The organism is Terrimonas ginsenosidimutans (genome assembly GCF_022012415.1).
GTDB classification, from domain to species: Bacteria; Bacteroidota; Bacteroidia; order Chitinophagales; family Chitinophagaceae; genus Terrimonas_A; species Terrimonas_A ginsenosidimutans.
The window spans coordinates 181,892-201,812 of record NZ_JAKLTR010000006.1 but is presented as its reverse complement, the minus strand read 5'-3'; the positions used below and the strand labels follow the sequence as shown (position 1 = coordinate 201,812).

Genomic DNA, 19,921 nt, shown 5'->3' with positions numbered 1-19,921 from the left:
ATTTATTTTTTTCATTTCTTAACTTATTGAGTGCAAATATTTTCCGCATTTGCGGAATTTGTTGGCATTTTGTTTGTGGCTTGCTTGCAGGGGATTAAACTAATAACTACATTTGTCCCGAACCTATTAATTCAATTTTTGATAAGTATGTATTTAAATGCCAACATCAAGTTCCTACGGCAGTATTCACAACTCACGCAAGCCGCCTTCGGCGAACTATTCGGAAAATCCCGGACAAATATTGATGGATGGGAGAGAGGTAAAGCGAAGCCTGATGAAGCCTTTCAACTGGCATTAGCCAAGCACTTTAATATTTCGATGGAAACACTTCTTCAAAAGAACCTCAACGCAAACCCTGGCTTATTAAAAGGGGACCAAAAAGAAAACGATACTATCAAGGCGAAGGACGAATTGATAAAGATTCTGCGGGAACAAGTGAAGAAGTTGGAAGCACAGAATGACGCCCTTCTTAGCAAACTACTATCCGATGAAAAATAAAAAGTATACTGCCGGGATCATCATTGCCGCAGTGGTGATTTCTATTTACGCAGTGTCTACAGAATCCAAAGAAGACAAAAGAAAAACCGAAATCGAATCAGCGTTCAGCCCTTGGAATGGCGAACACCGAAACCTTACCGCGCTTATCAAAGCAAACATGAAAGATCCTGACAGCTACAAGAACATCGAAACAACCTACACGGATCAGGGCGATTACCTTGTAGTCACTCAGCGATATAGCGGAACTAATAGTTATGGCGGTCGCGTGTCGTCGCGAGTAAAGGCAAAAGTTGACTTGAAAGGAAATGTGCTACAGGTGTTAGAGCAAGAATGAAACCCGCTACAGTAAAGAGTTTCATCAATATTGTTTCATAATTATAACCCGGAACAAAACCCGGAACAGATAGTATTTATTAACCCTTAATAATAAACCGGAGAACTTTGAATTTCATTGCGTTACGTTAAGGGAAAGGCTTCGCGGAGAGTCCCTCGCTCTCCGCCTACACCCGCCGATGTTAAGAACATCGGCGGGTTTTTTGTTTCCTGGATGGACTGATTTGAGGCGGCTGCAGATTTACGGAATCCACTAGCGATCACCGCTTAACAAGCCGGGGTCTTTTATTTTTGAGGTTGGTTTCTGGAACAGGGTTTAATATGCTTGCGGTGATATTTCGGGCTTGTTGGGTGTTGGCTTAGCGATAACAAAGCGAGAGACTTGGGGAACGTGATCCGGAGAATGATCCAACAGGTTGCTTCAGATTCGAATGCCCCGGAATTCATGGAACTATTTGAAAAGTATTGATCTGTGAAAAAACGAAATCTGATCTTATGCTCATATGTCCGAATGCTTTGTTTTATAAAAACCTTTGAATAATTTGGCATAAGCTATACGTCGGTTTTTATATAACAGAAAGCCATAACTATAAAATCCTGCCTTAATGAAACCACACTTTATTCTTCTTCTTTTTTGTGCCTGCATAGGATGTCAAAGCAAAAAGGAATCAGCCTTTCAACTTGAGCTCGTTCAGTTTGGAAAAGCGTATACCGCTTTCAGAAATTCAGAATCAGATTACGATAAATACAAGGCCCGGCACGACAGCATGCTTTGGCAGGCACGAGAGATGGTCTGTCAGAAAAAGTACGATACAGTGACGATAAGGATAAAGAATATCATCGATTTTGGTGGCGAAGGGTCTTATGAGATAGCCTGTGAAAGTGTGAGTCAGCCACTTTTTTATACAGCACGTGTCCGGTTCAAAGATAGCCTTGATGTAGAAAAGTCGCCATTCTATAAATTCAGGAGATCTATCAGCAAAGGTGATATAATACGTATCCCAATTTATATGTATGAAGTGCCTGCAATGGGATTGGATAATGGATCGTTTGAGGTTGTATTCTGGCCAATACCAGATGGGGTAGCGGATGTAATAAGCCAGTTGCGTAATGATGTTTATAACAACTGGGGAGGGACACCAGCGGATATCTTTGTATCGGATGATTGTAAAGGCCGGCCCAAAGCCACTGGGCTTTGACCAATAAAAATCCTCAGAGGCGAAGGATGCATTCTTCGCCTCTGAGGATTTTTATACTTACGAGTGTGATGCCGGCTTTTCTTTCGTTTACTTCGTTTCGTCATGATCTTTTGGAAAGCTACAGATACCATAGCACGCGCGAGACCGATACAGTAAGATCCATTCAAATCTTTCCCTTACGAAAAAGAAAAGAAAGGTTAGGAGCTGGAGGCGAAATGTGATTCTGCTGTTCATATTCCTTTTATGAAAAAGTGAATATAGTGAGACTTGCTCATGGTCCGTACTACTACTAAAATCCCCCTTTTTCGCATTGCACCGGTTCGTACGGCCTTCTATTTTGCGCCGGACACCAATCTCTCAGACTCATGAAAAGACCTATGTTTCTTGTTTGTTGCACATTCATACTCTGCAATTTTCTGCATGCGCAGGATCTGTTCAGCTATCTCGCCAGTTATCAGCAGGTGGCTTATTACGGATTTGCTGATTCTGCGGGTAATACGAAGACGGGCGGAAAGTATAACCTGATCATGCGACCGGTGGAAGGGATCTGTAAAGTATGGGCAGGCCAACGATCTGGATATGATTATAACGGAATTAAAAATGGTTATTGTTTTACGGATGGCCGAGAACTGGTGCCGCCGCAATTTGACAGGGCAGAAGACTTTTCTGATGGCCTCGCCCTGGTAGCGAATGGAGATTATTCAAGAGGATACAAGTATGGTTTTATCAATAAACAGGGATTGTTCCAGATCCCATTAAAGTACGCGAAGGGAAAGTCGTTTTCACAGGGCCTGGCTGCCGTAAGTGTTGACGACAAGCAATGGCAATACATAGATAAAGGCGGTGCGGTGAAAATAGCTGGCCCTTTCCTGGATGCGGAAATGTTTTCAGAAGGTCTTGCATGTGTTTCCATTCCCTATGACATGGGAAATGGAGTAAAATCTTTCAAACGAGGTTATATCGACCTGACCGGAAACATGGTGATCGAGCCAGAATATATTCATGGAACAGCTTTCAAAGATGGTTTTGCGATCGTAACTGTGAGCGGTACAGCGTCAAACGCTTACAGAAGTTATCAGATCCTGATAGACAGGAAAGGCAAACATATCACCTCTCAGGATTTTGTCTCTATCCAACCTGGTTACGAGGGTGTATGGGCTGTTAAAACCAGGGGAACTGCAGGCCTTAACAAAGAAAAAGATGAATGGGGTATTATTGATAACAAAGGAACATTGTATCCTCCGAGATTTCCTCAACAACCAATGGTCAGGGAAGGATTGATCGCTTTTGAGAAAGATAGCTTATGGGGCTTTATGGATAAACAGGGGAAGACTGTCATAAAGCCCGTGTACAAAAGAGCGAACGGCTTTATGGAAGGGTTGGCCGTGTACAAACACCTGACAAATTATGGGGTTTTATTAATAAGAAAGGTGAAATGGTGATCAAGCCCGCCTATATTACCACGAGCTATTTCAGTGATGGGGTTTGTGTCGTATCTATTGGCAAGGATGCATTTGATTATAATAAACAGAATGGTGTGATAGATAAGAAGGGGCAACTGATCATTCCATTTCATAAAAGAGGATACTTCAGCTTTAAGAATGGACGGTCTATTGCTGAAGAAAACGGTATCTCATACTATGTTTATAAAAACGGAAAGACATCGCTTGCATGCGATATCAATGTATTGCTGAATGCACGGAATGGATATAATGCCATCTCGGGAAATGATGTGAAAACTGCACTGGACGCACTCAGTAAGCCGGAGAACAAGGGCTGTCCGATCACTGACTACTGGCTTGGCTATATTTACCTGCAGGTTACGCCACCAATGAAGGACAGTGTAAAAGGGGCGCAACTGATAGAGCAGGCGGCAAATGCAGGTTATCCGGAAGCGATGTATAGTATCGGTTTTGTTTATGCAAATGGCCTGAGCGGAGTAAAGGATGAAGTCAAAGCAAAACAATGGCTGATGAAAGCGGGAAAAGCCGGTGTACCTACGGCCTATACTTTGCTCGGGACACTCAGCGAGAAAACAGATCCAGCTGAAGCGGCAAAACAATTTCAGAAAGCTGCGGATCTGCTTGAGCCCATTGCTATGTATAACCTGGCATTATTGTATAGAGATGGAAGGGGAGTTTCGAAGAATGAAGGAGAATTTAACTCGTGGTTGAATATGTCTGCGAACAGGCAATACCAACCCGCTAAAGACTTACAGGCACGGCTGATAAAGAAAGATTAAAGGGTTGTAGATTTTTTTTGATAAGTTCTTTCTGGCTTGCCAGGATCGGCTAAGTAGAAGCTTTTAAGGAATAATAGTATACCACTTAATGTAAATACATGATTCCACCTAAATTATATCAGGCACTAAGTTTCCTGGAATTTTAATCTGTTTCACATGGGGTTCTTTGTGCAAAAGAGAAAGATTTGGTTATCTTATAGAACATTTTATAACCAACACTAAACCTCCTATTATGAAGAAGATCTTGTTTGCGTTATCCATTATGTTACTATCACTGACCTCTTTTACGCATAAAGAGGAAGCATCAAATTTCAATTGTACTATTACCATGATTCAGATAACCCGGTATAACTGTGGTGATGTGTATGAGGGCAGTAGCACCGTTATTAATACTTCTCCGGGATGCACATCGCAGACTTTTTATGATATCGAGACTGCTCCTGACGTAACTCTTTGTACGCATGACCATAGCGCTCCCCCTGATGGAGTTAATTAGTTTAAACAAGAAAAGCATCTGCCATCGCGGATGCTTTTTCTTTTATGGGTCTTGCATATTAATATCTGCTCAGTGTGAGGTATACCATTTATTCTGCTATAATAACTTTCGTTCCCGACTTCTCAATCTTATTCACTGTATCCCTGCTCACCTCCTCATCCGTTATTATGTAATCGATCTGTTCAAGATTACAGATCTTTCCCAGACCGCGCCGGTCAAATTTAGAACTGTCAGCCAGCACAACTATCGTCTGCGCAAGTTTGATCATCTTCTGGTTCAGACTTGCCTCCATGATATTGGTGATAGTCAGTCCATGATCCAGGTCGATACCATCTACTCCGATAAACAGAACGCCACAGGATAACTCATCCAGGATCTTTTCAGCGAAAGACCCGGCAGTAGAGGAGGAGCTTTGGTGCACAAGTCCTCCAAGCTGCAATACTTCCACGTTCGGCCGGTTGCTTAGTTCAAGGGCAACCTTCAGCGCCGGCGTGATGACGATGATCCGCTTGTCCGGATGAAGCTGCCGGGCAAGTTCAAAGACGGTAGTGCCCGACCCAATAATGATCGAATCATTGTGCCCGATCAGGCTTAGCGCAGCTTTCGCGATCTTCTTCTTTTCATCCGATTTAATGAATTCCTTCTCATCGATCGGCCGCTCTATGGCGTAGGGATTATTGATAGAGCCCCCGCCGCGGGTGCGGAACAGCAATTTTTTTTCTTCCAAAAGCTTCAGATCTTTCCGGATCGTAACCCCGCTTACCTGCATTTCGTCGATCAGTTGAGGGATGCTAACCTTCCCTTTCTCTGTTAACTTTTTGAGAATGAACTGATGCCTGTCCGTGATCGTTTTCATATTATAAAGTTTCGTTGCGCAAAAGTGTCACTATTTTCTCAATATCTTCAAAGACTTACAAAGAGTTTACGATTTGGTAAAACTATCTGCCTTTAAATCTTTCGCAGTGCTTTCAAATGCTTTCTTTTTATTTTCTTTTGTTTAATTGAATTAAATTTTGTTACATTTGGTTCATATTACTGAGTTAACTGAAAGCAAATATCTGCATTTCAGGTCAATTCGGTAGCGATTGCTCTTTCTTAGCCGCCAGTTTCATAACAATTTGTTTAAAGACGGGTAATATTTTGTTTAAATACGGTTTCGTTATTTGCACAAAATCAGTCCTTATTGAAGCAAATTGAAACAAAATAAAAGGAATTGATGGCGTCAAAAATTAGAAAGTATTCAAAAACTAAGCTGTTATGAAAAAAAATCACTGCTTTGCCCACCTGCGGCAGCAAAGCAATGCCCGTAAACTCGCGGGAAGTTGGCTTCTCTCTATGTTATGCCTCTTTGTTTTCACTGTGCAGGCCGCAGCACAGTCCAAAACAATCTCCGGAAAAATTACTGACGAAAACAATCAACCACTCGAAGGCGTGAACATCCGGGTGAAAACTGCCGTATCAGGAACTGTATCCAATACAGAAGGTAATTATTCCCTCAGCGTTCCCAATGCAGTGGAGGTACTCGTGTTTTCAATGGTCGGGTATACGGAAAAGGAAGTAACCGTTACCGGGCTTTCTACTGTTGACGTGTCACTGCAGAAAGATGTAGCTGGGCTGAATGAAGTGGTTGTAGTCGGCTATGGTACCCAAAAGAAAGGTAACCTGACGGGTTCGGTGTCCACGATCAGCAGCGCACAGATTGAAAGGCGTCCGAACGTTTCGGCATCAGGTGCCCTTCAGGGACTCGCTCCGGGTGTTACTGTTACATCGCAAACAGGTGCGCCGGGCGGTGATGGTTCTCAGATCCGTATCAGAGGTATCAATTCCTTTGGAGGTTCAAGCAGTAATCCGCTCGTGATCATCGATGGAGTGGCCGGAAGTATTGACGATGTCGATGTTAATCTCATCGAATCCATGTCTGTATTAAAAGACGCGGCTTCCGCTGCGATCTACGGATCACGTGCCGCAAACGGTGTAATTCTTATCACCACCAAAAGAGCAAAAGACAAACTCTCTGTTAACTATCGTGGCTATGTTGGTAAACAAACTCCAACTGCTATTCCCGAAGTAACCGATGGCCTTACTTATATGCGCGTATTCAACGACGCAAGTATGAATGATAATAATATCAAGGTGTACAGCGACCAGGATATTGAGAACTTCAGGCAGAAATTTGAAGCGAACCCGTCCAACTACGACTGGCAGGACGCGATCTTCCAGGGAAGTGGTTTAACGCACAGCCATTTTATATCTGTATCAGCAAACAGCGGCATCGTTCGCGCCACTCCTTCATTAAGCTTTGTACAGCAGGATGGTCTGATCAGAAATACTGATTTCAAACGCTATGTATTCCGTAACAACCTTGACATTACCCCAAGCGACAAATTCAGTATCAAATTTGACGTGGCTGTTACCAATAAGAACAGAACGCAGATCGCTGACGAAGGAACGATCTGGAACTATCTCGGAAGAATGCCCACCAATATTCCTATCCGTAATGGAGATAAATGGTCTGATGGCTGGGTTAAGATCAACCCGGTAGGTTATATCGAAGACGGTGGCAACCGCAAAACAAATAACCTTGAATTCTGGGGAAATCTGAGCATGACGTTCAAACCTACCGACTGGTTATCTCTTACCGGTATGGTTGCTCCCCGCTATGTAACGCGTAACGTTCACGCTTTCAGAAAAAGCGTAATGACTTATTATGAAGATGGTTCAGAAGCAGGTGCTGCAAATACTTTCACTGATCTTACTGAAGCCGCATACAGATACTTCTATGGTACGTATACTTTCCAGACAACAGCTCAGAAAAGCTTTAATGGCCACAATTTCAGTTTGATGGGTGGTGCTTCAAGGGAAACGTATGACGAAAAACTCCTTTCTGGTTACAGAAGAGATTTCGTGTACAACACGTACGAGCAGCTCACAGCCGGTGCTGATAACGCTACAAAAGATAACAACGGCTTGCAGAACCAATGGGTGCTTGTATCAACGTTCGGCAGATTCAATTACGACTACAAAGGGAAATACCTGTTTGAAGCGAATATGCGATATGATGGATCATCCCGTTTCATCGGCGATAATCAATGGGCGGCATTCCCTTCTTTCTCTGCGGGATGGCTTTTGTCGAAAGAATCATTTATGGATAACCTGAGGCCTGTAGTGAAATTGCTTAAAGTAAGAGGCTCATGGGGTAAACTGGGTAACCAGAACATCGGTTCATCTTACTATCCTTTTGCGGAAGCATTGTCATTGGGTAGTGTATCAATGGGCGGAAATATTTTCCAGATGATCACTCAAACAACTTTGTCGAACCCTAATCTTCGCTGGGAAGAGACAGTCATGAAAGGTATCGGTGTAGATGCAAACCTGTTCAATAAGTTGTCTTTCACTTTTGATTACTATGATAAAACAACAGATGGTATCCTGCTTAAGTTAAATACTTCACAACTTACCGGTTTGGCTTCTCCTTATCAGAATGCTGCTGTTGTCAGCAATAAAGGCTGGGAAGTATCTGCCCGTTATGACGATAAGTTTGGCGACTTCCAGGTTGGTATCGGCTTTAACCTGTCTGATGTAAAGAACAGGATCGTTGATATGAAAGGTCAAAGTTCAGGAGATCTGTTGCGCCAACAGGAAGGATATGCGATCAATTCTATCTATGGATACATCGCAAATGGCTTCTATCAATCACAGGAAGAGATTAATGCAGGTCCTACTCAGATCGGAACACTGAAACCAGGTGATGTACGATATGTGGATATCGCCGGTGCCTTTGATGCAAGTGGAAAAGCAATCCCTGATGGTAAGATCACCGATGCTGACAAAGTGATCATCGGAAGTACAATTCCTCGTTATACTTACGGTGCAAACCTTGATCTCGGCTGGAAAGGTTTCCGTTTAAGTGCGCTGGTGCAGGGCGTCGGTAAAGTGGATGGTTATCTTAACTCTCACTATGTAATTCCTGCTGCGAACTCAAGCGCGATCAAGCCATGGCAGCTGGATTACTGGAGTGTTGATAACAGAGATGCGACATTGCCACGCGTATCTGTGACATCGACCAATAACACGCAGAACTCTACATTGTGGATGAGAAGTGCTTCTTATCTGCGTCTTAAAAATATTCAGCTGGGTTACGAAATACCAAAATCTTTGCTGAAAAGTGTCGGGCTGCAAAGTGCATTTGTATATGTAAACGGGCAGAATCTCTTAACCAGTACCAATTTTTACCAGGGATATGATCCGGAGATCGGCTATGATGCCGGTGCTGCAGATGGTGTATCGTTGGGCGGCGGTAATTTCTACCCGCAGGTTAAAGTATTCACATTTGGTATTGATATTAAATTCTAGAACTAATGAAAAGGCTTAATATAAATAAGGTTGCAGTAGTAGCACTGGGTTCGATCCTGGCGCTTTCCTCCTGCAAAATTGACCGCTCCTCTTTGAACGGTCCGTCAACAGGAACATTCCCTGCTAACGCGAAAGAAGCGGAAATGGGTTTATTCGGAGCATATCAATCTGTCAGTGCAATTGATGCTGCAAGTACTCCTATGTGGCATGTAATGGATAATATTACCGATATCGGTTTTGCCCGTCCGGGTACAAACTATACTTCGCCAATAACAAGTGCTATCACTACGGATAATGCACTGACGACAAAGCCATGGCAGGTTCATTACCGTACCATCGCCCGTTGTCATACTGTGCTGGATAACCTGGAGAAACTGAAAAGCACGATGACTGAAGCTGCATATGGACAGCTTGACGGTGAATTGCGTTTTGTTCGGGCCTATTGCTATTCGCAAATGATCGAGCTTTATGGCGACGTGCCGTTACTGAAATCAGCGGTTGATCTTAACAACGCAAATGTTGCAAGAACACCCAAGAATGAAATCGAAAAGTTTCTGATTGATGAGTTAACTGCGATCGCTGAAAAGCTTCCGGTATCACAACCTCAGGCAGGGCATGTAAGAGCTTCCCGTGTTGCAGCCTATATGCTGAAAGCGCGTGTTGCACTTTATGCAAAACAATTTACGGTTGCGGCTCAGGCAGCAAATACTGCACTGACTCTTTCTAATGGAGTATTTGACCTGACTCCTTTTAATAACTCGGTAAACTTTGTAGGAAAAGATCATACCGTAGGTGAGCCCGATGTATCTAATATTTTTGGGCATGCGGGATTTAAAACCGGTAAAGAATGGATCTGGGTTGCGGAATACAATATGACGATCCCGGGCAATACGCATAACCAGCAATACTATTCCGCTTCACGTCTGGGTAAAGGCGTTTGCTATTGGGGACCAACGCAGGATCTGATCAATACCTTCCAGGCAAAAGATGGATTGCCGATCACGGAGTCTCCTTTGTATAATTCGGCGAAACCGTATGAGAATCGTGATCCTCGCCTTGATATGTATTGCGTTCGCCCGGGTTCCCGCTACATGGGATACCAGTTTGAGCCGACAACGACGGTAACGCAGGCAAAGAATTACTGGCCGGTGCTCAATGGCACAAGTACAACGCCATCCAATGTGGCGAATGCTGATGCAACGAATGCATTCCGCTCATTCAGCGGTTATCTCTGGCGTAAACCCGTTGATATTGCTGACTTCAATTCCACTTCCGTAAGCGGTGTATCTGACCTGAATGTAGGGATCTTCCGCTTAGCAGAATTGCTGCTGTTATATGCTGAAGCGAAGATCGAAGCAAATGACATCGATAATACTGTGTATACCGCGATCAACCGCGTTCGTCGCAGAGCTTTGATGCCTGACTTGCCAACTGGCCTCAGCCAGGCACAGCTTCGCAAAGCTTTACGTTATGAACGTAAAGTGGAACTGGCAAATGATGGCCTGAGATGGTATGATCTCCGGCGCTGGGGAATTGCCAATACTGTCATGAATGGCTCTTTATACCTGAATCGTGATGCAAAACCATGGACAAGCGCTGTGCTTACCGGGTTTGATGATAGCTATACGCCGATCTACAACCGTACGGAAGCACTGAAATATTTTACTACCCAGGATGTTGTTTATCGTCCGAATAAGGATGAATACTGGCCTGTTCCGAAATCCGAGATGGATGCGAATAATAAGTTGGTGCAGAATCCGGGCTATTAACGAGAGTTGCGGAGTTTTGTGTGAGATTCGTTGACCGTTATCCGTTGACCGTTGTCCGGGAGCATATTCGTAGGGCCCGGACAACGGTCAACGGATAACGGTCAACGAACAAACGAAAAGGATTTACAATATGAGAAGATTGCTTAGCCCCGAAAAACGACGCTGGTTCATTGTTGCCATCATCTTTCTGGCGATCGTATTTAATTATGTAGACAGGCAGATCGTATCTGTGCTGAAGCCGGTACTTAAAGCTGAGTTCAGCCTGGATGATGGTGGGTATGCAACAATTCTGAATGTATTTACCATTTGCTACGCCATTATGTATCCTGTTACGGGATGGATGGTGGATAGATTCGGGGCGCGGCTGGTGATGTTCTTTGGCATTATTACCTGGTCAATTGCCTGCATAGGCGGCGGCTTGTCCAGGACGATTGGTCAGTTCGGTTTTTTCCGCGGATTACTCGGAGCGGCTGAACCGACCAATTTTCCTGCGCAACTCAAAGTGATCACGGTTTGGTTCCCGGGAAAACTTCGGGCAACAGCGAACAGTCTTTGCGTTGCGGGAAGTTCTATCGGGGCGATCATTGCACCACCTGTGATCGCATGGCTGGCGCTAACGTACAATTGGCAAACAGCTTTTATTGCGATGGGCGCAATAGGAATATTGATCGCGCTGCTGTGGAAATTGATCTATAGAGATCCGCCGGTGGAAGTGGCCAGCGAAGCTGCAGCATCAACCGTATCCGGTGAGCCTGCCAGTACCGCTGCATTTGAATGGAAACAACTTTGGGGAACACGCAGTTTATGGGGAATACTATTGATCCGTTTTGTAAGTGATCCTGTTTGGTACTTCTGTTTATTCTGGTTGCCAGGTTATTTGCAGGAAGAGTCGGGACTAACACTGGCACAGGTTGGGATGTTTGGATGGATACCCTTCCTGTTTGCTGATCTTGGTGCCATAGGAACTTCTGCATGGTCTGATAAACTGGTGAGAAAAGGATACGAACCATTGAAGGCAAGAAAGAAGATGTTGACGACTGTTGCGTTTTTTAGTCCATTGTGTATCCTCACTCCCTACCTGGGAAGTGCGTGGGCCACTCTGGCAGTATTCAGCATAGTGGCTATTGCTTGCTTAAGCTGGTTGTTTACGATCAGTGTAGTAGTGGCAGAATCTTTTCCGGTAAAGAATGTTGCGAGTGTGCTGGGAATAGCAGGAGGATTTGGCGCATTGGGCGCGGTGTTGTTCAACTATTTTGTTGGGCAATTCATCGGGAAGATCGGAGCTGAAAAGATCTTTATCGTGATGGCATTTTTGCATCCATTGGCTGTATTGATCTTACGGACAATGGTGAAAAAAGAAAGGCCGGCGGAGGTTCCCGCAGATTACGCTGATCTTGAACACTGATATTGAAAAGGCATTGACTGTTGTGTATAAGCTATTTCGCTTCGCTGATTTCGCAGATGCCTCGAAATTTTATTAAGTCATCTGCGTAATCAGCGAAATTGAATAAGGATAACCCTGGTATATAAAGGATCTCAATAAGAAACAATGATAAATCTGCGTAATCTGCGGGAACCTACGCAGGCCATTAAAAAATAGAAAAAATAAAAACTGCAAACAATAACTATATGAAAACTATTTCGGAACCAGCAAAAGAACTCGTTGTAAGAAAAGAAACGGACGTACTCGTAATCGGTGGCGGTCCTTCCGGTATCATGGCTGCACTCGCAGCAGCGGAAGATGGCCTGAATGTGATGCTTATCGAGAGCCGCAGCTTTGTCGGCGGTAATATGACCATCGGCTTGCCGATACTGGGTTTCCTCGGACAAAAAGGCAACCAGATCATCAAAGGACTTCCTCAAAAACTGATTGATCGTTTGAAAGCTGTACAGGCATCAAGCGAGCACCGTCCATGCCCTTTGCATATGAGTCTTACATTGGTTGAACCTGAAGCGGTTAAAACAGTTGCGCTGGAAATGCTCACTGAAAGTAAAGTGGACGTATTGTTTTACGCTTTCTGTGCTGGTGTGGTGATGGAAAAGGATGAGCTGAAAGGCGTGATCATTGAAAGTAAAGCAGGACGTGAAGTAGTACTTGCTAAAACGATCATCGATTGCAGTGGCGACGCGGATGTTGCTTATCGCTCTGGTGTTCCCTGCGAATATGGAAACGAAAACGGCGGTGTTCAGCCTCCGACATTGATGTTCTGCCTCGGTGGTGTTGATACGGAAAAGCTCCGCACAAGTGTCGCTGAAGAGCCCCGCACTTATCTTACTGATTTTATTCCTGCTGAATATTTTGGTCAGAACAACCAGTTCGTACTGGTGGGAATGCGCAACCTGATCAAGAAAGCGCAGGATGATGGCCTGGATCTGAATGTAGAACGCACCATCCTGATCACCGGTCTTCGTAAAGGTGAAGTATGGGTGAATATGACACGTGTGAATGGCGTAAATGGAACCGATCCGGGAAGTCTTACATATGGCGAAATTGAAGGAAGACGTCAGATCACCGATATACAAAAATACCTGATCGATTATGTACCAGGTTTTGAAAATGCATACTTCCTTAAAACGGCTCCATTCCTTGGTATCAGGGAAACAAGACGTATACAGGGACTTTATACCATGACGCGTGAAGATATCATGACCTGCAATCATTTCGATGATGCGATCGCTGTGGCGAGTTATCCGTTGGATATCCATCACCCGAATGGTGGCGGTTGTACGCTTGAATGGTGCGGTGATTGTTATGATATCCCTTTCCGTTCGCTCATTCCTCAAAAGGTGAAGAACCTGCTCGTAGCCGGCCGTTGTATTTCCACCACACATGAAGCAATGTCTGCGATCCGTGTGATGGCGCCGTGTATGGCAATGGGCGAAGCCGCAGGCCGTGCAGCAAAAATGGCTATATCACAGGGGATACAGCCTGCGGATATCGATGTAAAAAAACTGCAGCAGGAACTGCTGGAGAAAGGGGCATACCTCCGTATCGGAAAAGAGGAATTGGTATAATAAAAGAATTCTAAACAGCATAAGATATGTCTGCCAGCAGAAGAAATTTTCTCAAGGGTCTTGGAGCAGCCGCATTGCTGCCTGCCCTGCCCGGGTTCGGTAAAGAACTTGTAGCTGATCATGCAACTGCAGGATCACATCGCATACTCAGTTGCAATATCCGCGTAGCATTGGATGAGGATGAAGCAAAAGGTCTTGGTTGGTCATCAAGAAAAGATATCTGTCTTAAAGTGATCAAAAATCATAAACCTGATGTCATCTGTTTGCAGGAAGTATTAAAGATTCAGGCGGATGATTGCCGCAAATTCTTTTCGTCATATCAGCTGATCGGCTTTGATGGCCCCGAAATGGATGCACATACCACCGGTTATCATGGTATCGCAAAGAACCCGATCCTGTTTTCAAAAGACAGGTATGAATTACTGACTGCAGGAACTTACTGGCTTTCTGAAACGCCACTTGTTGCAGGTAGCAAATCATGGGATACAGCAAGAGCGCGACACGCAAACTGGGTCCGCATTCGTGAAAAGAAAACCGGTAAAGAGTTTCGTGTAGTGAATCTTCATCTTGATCATATTTCTGCTGAAGCGAAAATTCAGCAGGCGAAAATGGTGGTGGATGAAAGCGCACAATATCTTCCTGACTATACACAGATCCTCACAGGAGATTTCAATTCACGTTTCGATAGCAACGTATTTAGTTCTGTACGTGATGGTGGCTGGAATGAAAGCTATGAAACCATTCATGGAAAAAAAGAAGCAGGACATACCGGGCACGAATTCCAGGGTGTTAAATACGACAAAGCTTCTTCGAAAGGACGCATCGATTATATCTGGTATCGCGGGAAAGTAAAGCCTGTCGGCGCACTGATCATCAAAGATGATGTGAGTGGTAAATATCCAAGTGATCATTTCTTTTTGCAGGCAGATCTCGTTATAGAATAAAAAAAATAGCATGAAAAAGCGGACGCTTAGTTGGTTGGCCTTATTCCTGTTGATCGCGAACATTTCATTTTCACAGGAAAAATATCAGAAGCCTGCATTAGAGCAGAAAGGATCATGGTCGCTTATTATGGTACCGGATCTTCAGAATTATGCCAAGTGGGGACGTAATCAGCCGATCGTGGACCTGATGATGTCATGGATCGTTGATAATATCGATACACTCAATATCAAAATGGTCATGGGTGTAGGAGATCTCGTGGAGAATAATGAGAAGATCACGAATGATTATGATGGCGATCAGACAACGAAAGCACAGTGGGAAATGGTTGCCAGGGCATTTGGAAAACTGGATGGCAAGCTGCCTTATATCGCTGCCACCGGTAATCATGATTACAGTATCGACAGGCAGGGAAATCGCACTTCGCATTTCAGCGAATATTTTTTCACGGATAAGAATCATCTCAATCAGAAACTACTCGTACAGAATTCACGGAATGAGCAGGGCCAGCCCACGCTCGAAAATTCTGCCTACGAATTAAAAGGTCTGAATGGAAAAGACTATCTCTTTATGACCGTTGAAAACGGTCCGCGTGATACCGTTCTCACATGGGCGAAAAATGTTGCCGCCCTTCCGCAATACAAAGATCACCGCGTGATCCTCGGTACGCATGAATACCTGAATGCAAAAGATGCGCATACAAGTGGTGATGTGACCTGGATCTATTGGGAGCCCTATAATATCAACAATGAGATCCAGAAATCTCCGCGTATGAAAATACCGGGAGCGAATAATGGTAAGCAGATGTTTGAAAAGCTTGTGCAGCCATCACCCAATATCGAAATGGTTTTGTGTGGACATATTTCCGGTGAAGGTTATCGTGCAGATAAGAACAAAGCTGGCAAAACTGTTCACCAGATCCTGTTCGATTCCCAATCAATGGGTGGCGGGCATCGTGATGGCAACGGAGGTGATGGCTGGATCCGCATCCTTGAGTTTTTCCCTGACAACAAAACTGTAAAGGTGAAAACATTTTCTCCTTTATTCGGCATATCTCCAACCACCCGTCAATTCGCCTGGAAAAAGGACGCCAGGAATGAGTATGTGGTGAAGTTTGAATGAGAGAGGCGATGGCCGATGACCGATGGCCGTTGGCCGACTGAGTATCCGCATGCTGGCAATAACCAAAATGCGTCAGGATAATTATAGGTTTTCTGATATCACGATTCGGCCATCGGCCATCGGTCATTGGCCATCGAAACTTTTGCTGCATATGAATACTAACGACTTTCTAACCAAAAAAATGGGAATACCCTCATCTCTCTTAGCAGGATATCTCGGCATATTACTGTTTATGATGGGTGATGGTATGGAACAGGGATGGCTGAGTCCATACCTGATCGAAAAAGGAATGACAATACAACAAACTGCAACGCTCTTTACTGCTTATGGCATTACCATCGCCATTGCATCCTGGTTTTCAGGAGTGATGGCAGAGTCTTTTTCTCCCAGGAAAACAATGCTGATCGGATTGCTGATCTATCTCGCAGGTACAGCTGGTTTCATCGGTATTGGCATGGAGAAATTGGATTTTTCTACTATGGTTATTACCTACGCATTGCGTGGTTTTGGGTATCCTCTTTTTGCATATTCATTCCTTGTCTGGATCTCTTATGTAACACCTGTTAATGGGCTTGGTCGCGCTGTGGGTTGGTTCTGGTTTGTGTTCACCGGCGGATTAAATGTGCTTGGTGCATTTTATTCGAGCTGGGCGATACGCGAACTGGGTCATATTCCTGCTTTGTGGAGTGCTGTATTCTGGGTGCTATTAGGTGCATTGTTTGCATTAGTGCTCAACAAAGCACCATTTAAGGATCGCAGTGAGGGAAGAGGTGGGAAATGGAAGGAACTAATGAAGGGACTGACCATCGTCAAAGCCGAACCTAAAGTAGCGATCGGAGGCATTGTACGCGTGATCAATACCACAGCACAATTTGCTTTTCCGGTTTTTCTGCCTACATATATGGCTGCTCACGGCTTTAATACAACACAATGGTTGTATATATGGGGAACGATCTTCACCAGCAATATTGCATTCAACCTGATATTTGGGTTTGTAGGTGATCGCCTGGGATGGCGTACTACTATCACCTGGTTTGGCGGAGTGGGTTGCGGCCTTACCACATTACTTCTTTACTATGCACCTCAATACAGCAACGGGAATTACACATTGGTGATGCTTGCCGGTATCGCCTGGGGAGCCTGCCTTGCCGGTTATGTGCCATTGTCTGCACTCGTACCCTCATTAGTCACGAAAGATAAGGGCGCAGCCATGTCTATCCTGAACCTGGGCGCCGGACTTGCGGTATTTGCAGGCCCTGCGATCGTTGGTATTTTCATCGGTAAAACGGGTGCAGAAGGCGTAGCGTGGATCCTGGCTGGATTGTATTTTTTGAGCGCCATCCTTACACGTTTTATCATATTGCCAACAGAGCTAAATAATAAGAACGAGTTTTCGGTGTCAGAGACAACCGTGTTGCCATCTTGAAAACAAAAATGATTTTTCTTAACCATTAATCCCATATATGAGAGTATTAGTAACAGCGCCGTATCACGAGAAAGGATTGTTTGAGGTAAAGCAGGACCTTGGAGAAGTGATCTACCGTCCATGGAAGCAGAACGGGCGCGCGTACAACGAAGATGAATTGATGGCGCTATTGTATGAAACAGAAGCGGAGGCGCTTATCACAGAACATGATCATGTAACAGAGAAAGTGATCAATGCTAATGCACATCTTCAGTTCATCGGAGTTTGCAGAGGTACACCTTCCAATGTGGCACTTGCAACGGCAACAAAGCATGGTATTCCTGTATTTTATACACCGGCACGTAATGCACAGGCAGTAGCAGAAATGTTTATTGCGAATGTGATCACCTTCATGAGGCAAACGCTGCCGGCGATCAGTTGGCTGCGCAGCCGTAAATGGGATGAAGGTGCACACACATCCTATCTTGAATTCAAAGGAAATGAACTGGCGGGAAAGAAGATCGGACTTGTTGGTTTTGGTGCGATCGGACAGTTGATCGCAAAGCTAACGGAGAACTATCCCTGTTCCATTGCTTATTATGATCCTTATGTACCCGCATCTGCATTTCCTTCTTATCAGCGGTTAAGCCTGGAAGAACTTTTTGCAACCTGTGATGTGGTATCCATTCATCTGCCGGTTACTGCTGATACAAAGGGAATGATCAACAAGAAGTATTTTGACCTGATGCGCGCTGATTCGATCTTTGTAAATACGGCAAGGGCCGTAGTTGTGGACAGGCAAGATCTTTACAATGCTCTTTCTCAAAACAAGATCAAGGGCGCTATCCTCGACGTATTCGACAATGAACCTCCGGATGAGCTCGATTATAAAATAATTGATCATCCTAGTGTACTGCCAACACCGCATATTGCCGGTGCAACGTATGAGGTGGAAGATCATCACGTCCGGATTTTGAATGAGGTACTGACCGAATGGTTCGTTCACGGCAATCACAGTGCAGATCGTTTAGCCAACAAAGAGATCTTATCATCGTATATTCAGCGATAAATTATAGTAAATGAAACAACAGGATGCATACCTGGTGCTTGATATAGGAACGGGAAATGTCCGGTCGGCAATTGTTGCTCCTTCCGGAAATATCCTGGGCGTTGCAAGAGCGGATATCCGTTATTATCGTGATGAACTGTATCCGGAATCAATTTATTTCAAACCGGAAGAGCTTTGGGCACAATTGAAACAACTCACCGCTGAGGCATTGTTGCAGGCTGGAGATGTTAAGATCAACGCTGCCACAACAACAAGTCAGCGGGAAGGAATTGTATTGGTCAATAAATCCGGTAAAGCAATGATCGGTCTTCCTAATATCGATCATCGCGGTCGTGAATGGGAGAATTCATTTGCTGATAAAAGCAGGATCTACCAATTGACCGGCCGTTATCCCACTTCATTGTTTTCTGCATATAAACTCGTCGGCATTCGTGAACGCAGAAAAGAAAGCTGGAATGAATTGTCCTTCTTTCTTAGTATCAGCGATTGGGCTACCTGGGAGCTGAGCGGTGTTCCTGTATATGAACATTCTCAAGCCTCGGAGACTCTGCTGTATGATGTGGAGAAGGGGGAATGGAGCGATGAACTGTGTAAACTGTTCGATCTGTCTTCTGACCTCTTGCCTTCGCTTTCCCAATCGGGTAGTGTCGTTGGCAAGATCAAATCAGCAATTGCTGATGCCTGGAATATCGACGGCTCTGCGGTAATAGTAACGGGAGGCGGTGATACGCAGATGGCGATCAAGAGCACTTGTCCATCTGTTGGTGATGTCGTGATCGTTTCCGGAACAACAACACCGGTGGTGAAACTGGAGGGAAACTATGTTACTGATGAGGATGAACGTACCTGGACAAGCCGTGATATAGCCCTCAACCGTTTTGTATTTGAAGCCAACGCGGGCGTCACCGGTTTGAATTATCAGCGGCTGAAGGAAGTGTTTTATCCCAATGAAGGATATGATGTGATCGAAAAGGAATTGAATGAAAATGCATACAGGCATTGTTCCGCATCGCTTGGTTCATTGATAGCCGGTGAAAAGAAGCCGGTGATCCGTGGTGGATTCATATTTCCTGTTCCGGTATCGCACGAGCTGACGCGCGGTAGTTTTGTATGGTCTACATTGATGGATATCGCTTTTTCCATAGCGGAGAATTATAAAGTGCTGGCAGAAGTTTCCGGGCACGATGCAGGATATATCTGGGCCTGCGGTGGTGGATTGCAAAGTAAAACACTGCGGAATATGATCGCGGCTATTACAGGTAATGAAGTTCGGGTGAGGTCAGGTTTTGAGCAGGCTTCGGTGGTTGGTGCGGCAATGTTATGTAATGAAGCGACAGGACTGGATATTCAGCAAAGCGAGAGTGCGATAGAAACATCAGTAGCTTCTTCAGAAGATGGCGCTCAATACAGATCTTATTACAAGGATTGGAAACAGACACGTGAACAGTTCCGCTCTATCAGTTAATTAGTATGATCAG

General features: G+C 44.6%; 16 protein-coding genes. 15 read left to right on the top strand and 1 reads right to left on the bottom strand.

Annotated elements, in window-relative coordinates; genetic code table 11:
- Positions 1-30 precede the first annotated feature (30 nt).
- The 6 genes from LZZ85_RS11250 to LZZ85_RS11225 all read left to right on the top strand — a co-directional run bounded on the left by LZZ85_RS11250 (position 31) and on the right by LZZ85_RS11225 (position 4,768).
- Complete coding sequence (locus LZZ85_RS11250) at positions 31-498, top strand: helix-turn-helix domain-containing protein (RefSeq protein WP_237871675.1); 468 nt, start codon at positions 31-33, stop codon at positions 496-498.
- Complete coding sequence (locus LZZ85_RS11245) at positions 488-832, top strand: hypothetical protein (RefSeq protein WP_237871673.1); 345 nt, start codon at positions 488-490, stop codon at positions 830-832. Before LZZ85_RS11250 ends, LZZ85_RS11245 begins: the two co-directional genes overlap by 11 nt.
- A 604-nt stretch (positions 833-1,436) precedes the next feature.
- The gene (locus tag LZZ85_RS11240) at positions 1,437-2,030 is read left to right on the top strand and encodes a hypothetical protein (protein WP_237871672.1); all 594 of its coding nucleotides are present in this window, start codon (positions 1,437-1,439) and stop codon (positions 2,028-2,030) included.
- Between the two features lie 365 nt (positions 2,031-2,395).
- Positions 2,396-3,472 (top strand): WG repeat-containing protein, encoded by a 1,077-nt coding sequence (locus tag LZZ85_RS11235; RefSeq protein WP_237871671.1) that lies wholly within the window; start codon positions 2,396-2,398, stop codon positions 3,470-3,472.
- Positions 3,466-4,272, top strand: a complete 807-nt coding sequence (locus tag LZZ85_RS11230) for a tetratricopeptide repeat protein (protein WP_237871670.1) — start codon at positions 3,466-3,468, stop codon at positions 4,270-4,272. The genes LZZ85_RS11235 and LZZ85_RS11230 overlap by 7 nt, the downstream gene beginning before the upstream one ends.
- 232 nt (positions 4,273-4,504) lie before the next feature.
- Complete coding sequence (locus tag LZZ85_RS11225) at positions 4,505-4,768, top strand: hypothetical protein (RefSeq protein WP_237871669.1); 264 nt, start codon at positions 4,505-4,507, stop codon at positions 4,766-4,768.
- Positions 4,769-4,856: 88 nt separating this feature from the next.
- Here LZZ85_RS11225 and LZZ85_RS11220 read toward each other — a convergent pair whose 3' ends face one another.
- Positions 4,857-5,624, bottom strand: a complete 768-nt coding sequence (locus LZZ85_RS11220) for a DeoR/GlpR family DNA-binding transcription regulator (protein WP_237871668.1) — start codon at positions 5,622-5,624, stop codon at positions 4,857-4,859.
- 401 nt (positions 5,625-6,025) lie between these two features.
- On the opposite strand from LZZ85_RS11220, the gene LZZ85_RS11215 reads away from it, so the two are divergent.
- The 9 genes from LZZ85_RS11215 (at position 6,026) to LZZ85_RS11175 (ending at position 19,908) form a co-directional block, all read left to right on the top strand.
- On the top strand, positions 6,026-9,121 hold the full coding sequence (locus tag LZZ85_RS11215) for a SusC/RagA family TonB-linked outer membrane protein (protein ID WP_237871667.1): 3,096 nt from the start codon (positions 6,026-6,028) through the stop codon (positions 9,119-9,121).
- 5 nt (positions 9,122-9,126) lie between these two features.
- Positions 9,127-10,890, top strand: coding sequence for a RagB/SusD family nutrient uptake outer membrane protein (locus tag LZZ85_RS11210; RefSeq protein WP_237871666.1), 1,764 nt, complete (start codon positions 9,127-9,129; stop codon positions 10,888-10,890).
- 130 nt (positions 10,891-11,020) lie between these two features.
- Positions 11,021-12,295, top strand: a complete 1,275-nt coding sequence (locus tag LZZ85_RS11205; protein ID WP_237871665.1) for an MFS transporter — start codon at positions 11,021-11,023, stop codon at positions 12,293-12,295.
- 224 nt (positions 12,296-12,519) lie between these two features.
- On the top strand, positions 12,520-13,905 hold the full coding sequence (locus LZZ85_RS11200; RefSeq protein WP_237871664.1) for an FAD-dependent oxidoreductase: 1,386 nt from the start codon (positions 12,520-12,522) through the stop codon (positions 13,903-13,905).
- 26 nt (positions 13,906-13,931) lie between these two features.
- Positions 13,932-14,849, top strand: a complete 918-nt coding sequence (locus tag LZZ85_RS11195; RefSeq protein ID WP_237871663.1) for an endonuclease/exonuclease/phosphatase family protein — start codon at positions 13,932-13,934, stop codon at positions 14,847-14,849.
- Between the two features lie 10 nt (positions 14,850-14,859).
- Positions 14,860-15,969, top strand: a complete 1,110-nt coding sequence (locus LZZ85_RS11190) for a metallophosphoesterase family protein (protein ID WP_237871662.1) — start codon at positions 14,860-14,862, stop codon at positions 15,967-15,969.
- Positions 15,970-16,150: 181 nt separating this feature from the next.
- Complete coding sequence (locus tag LZZ85_RS11185; protein ID WP_237871661.1) at positions 16,151-17,395, top strand: MFS transporter; 1,245 nt, start codon at positions 16,151-16,153, stop codon at positions 17,393-17,395.
- Between the two features lie 37 nt (positions 17,396-17,432).
- On the top strand, positions 17,433-18,443 hold the full coding sequence (locus LZZ85_RS11180) for a 2-hydroxyacid dehydrogenase (RefSeq protein ID WP_237871660.1): 1,011 nt from the start codon (positions 17,433-17,435) through the stop codon (positions 18,441-18,443).
- A 10-nt stretch (positions 18,444-18,453) separates the two neighbouring features.
- Positions 18,454-19,908, top strand: coding sequence for an FGGY-family carbohydrate kinase (locus LZZ85_RS11175; protein ID WP_237871659.1), 1,455 nt, complete (start codon positions 18,454-18,456; stop codon positions 19,906-19,908).
- Positions 19,909-19,921: the final 13 nt, after the last annotated feature.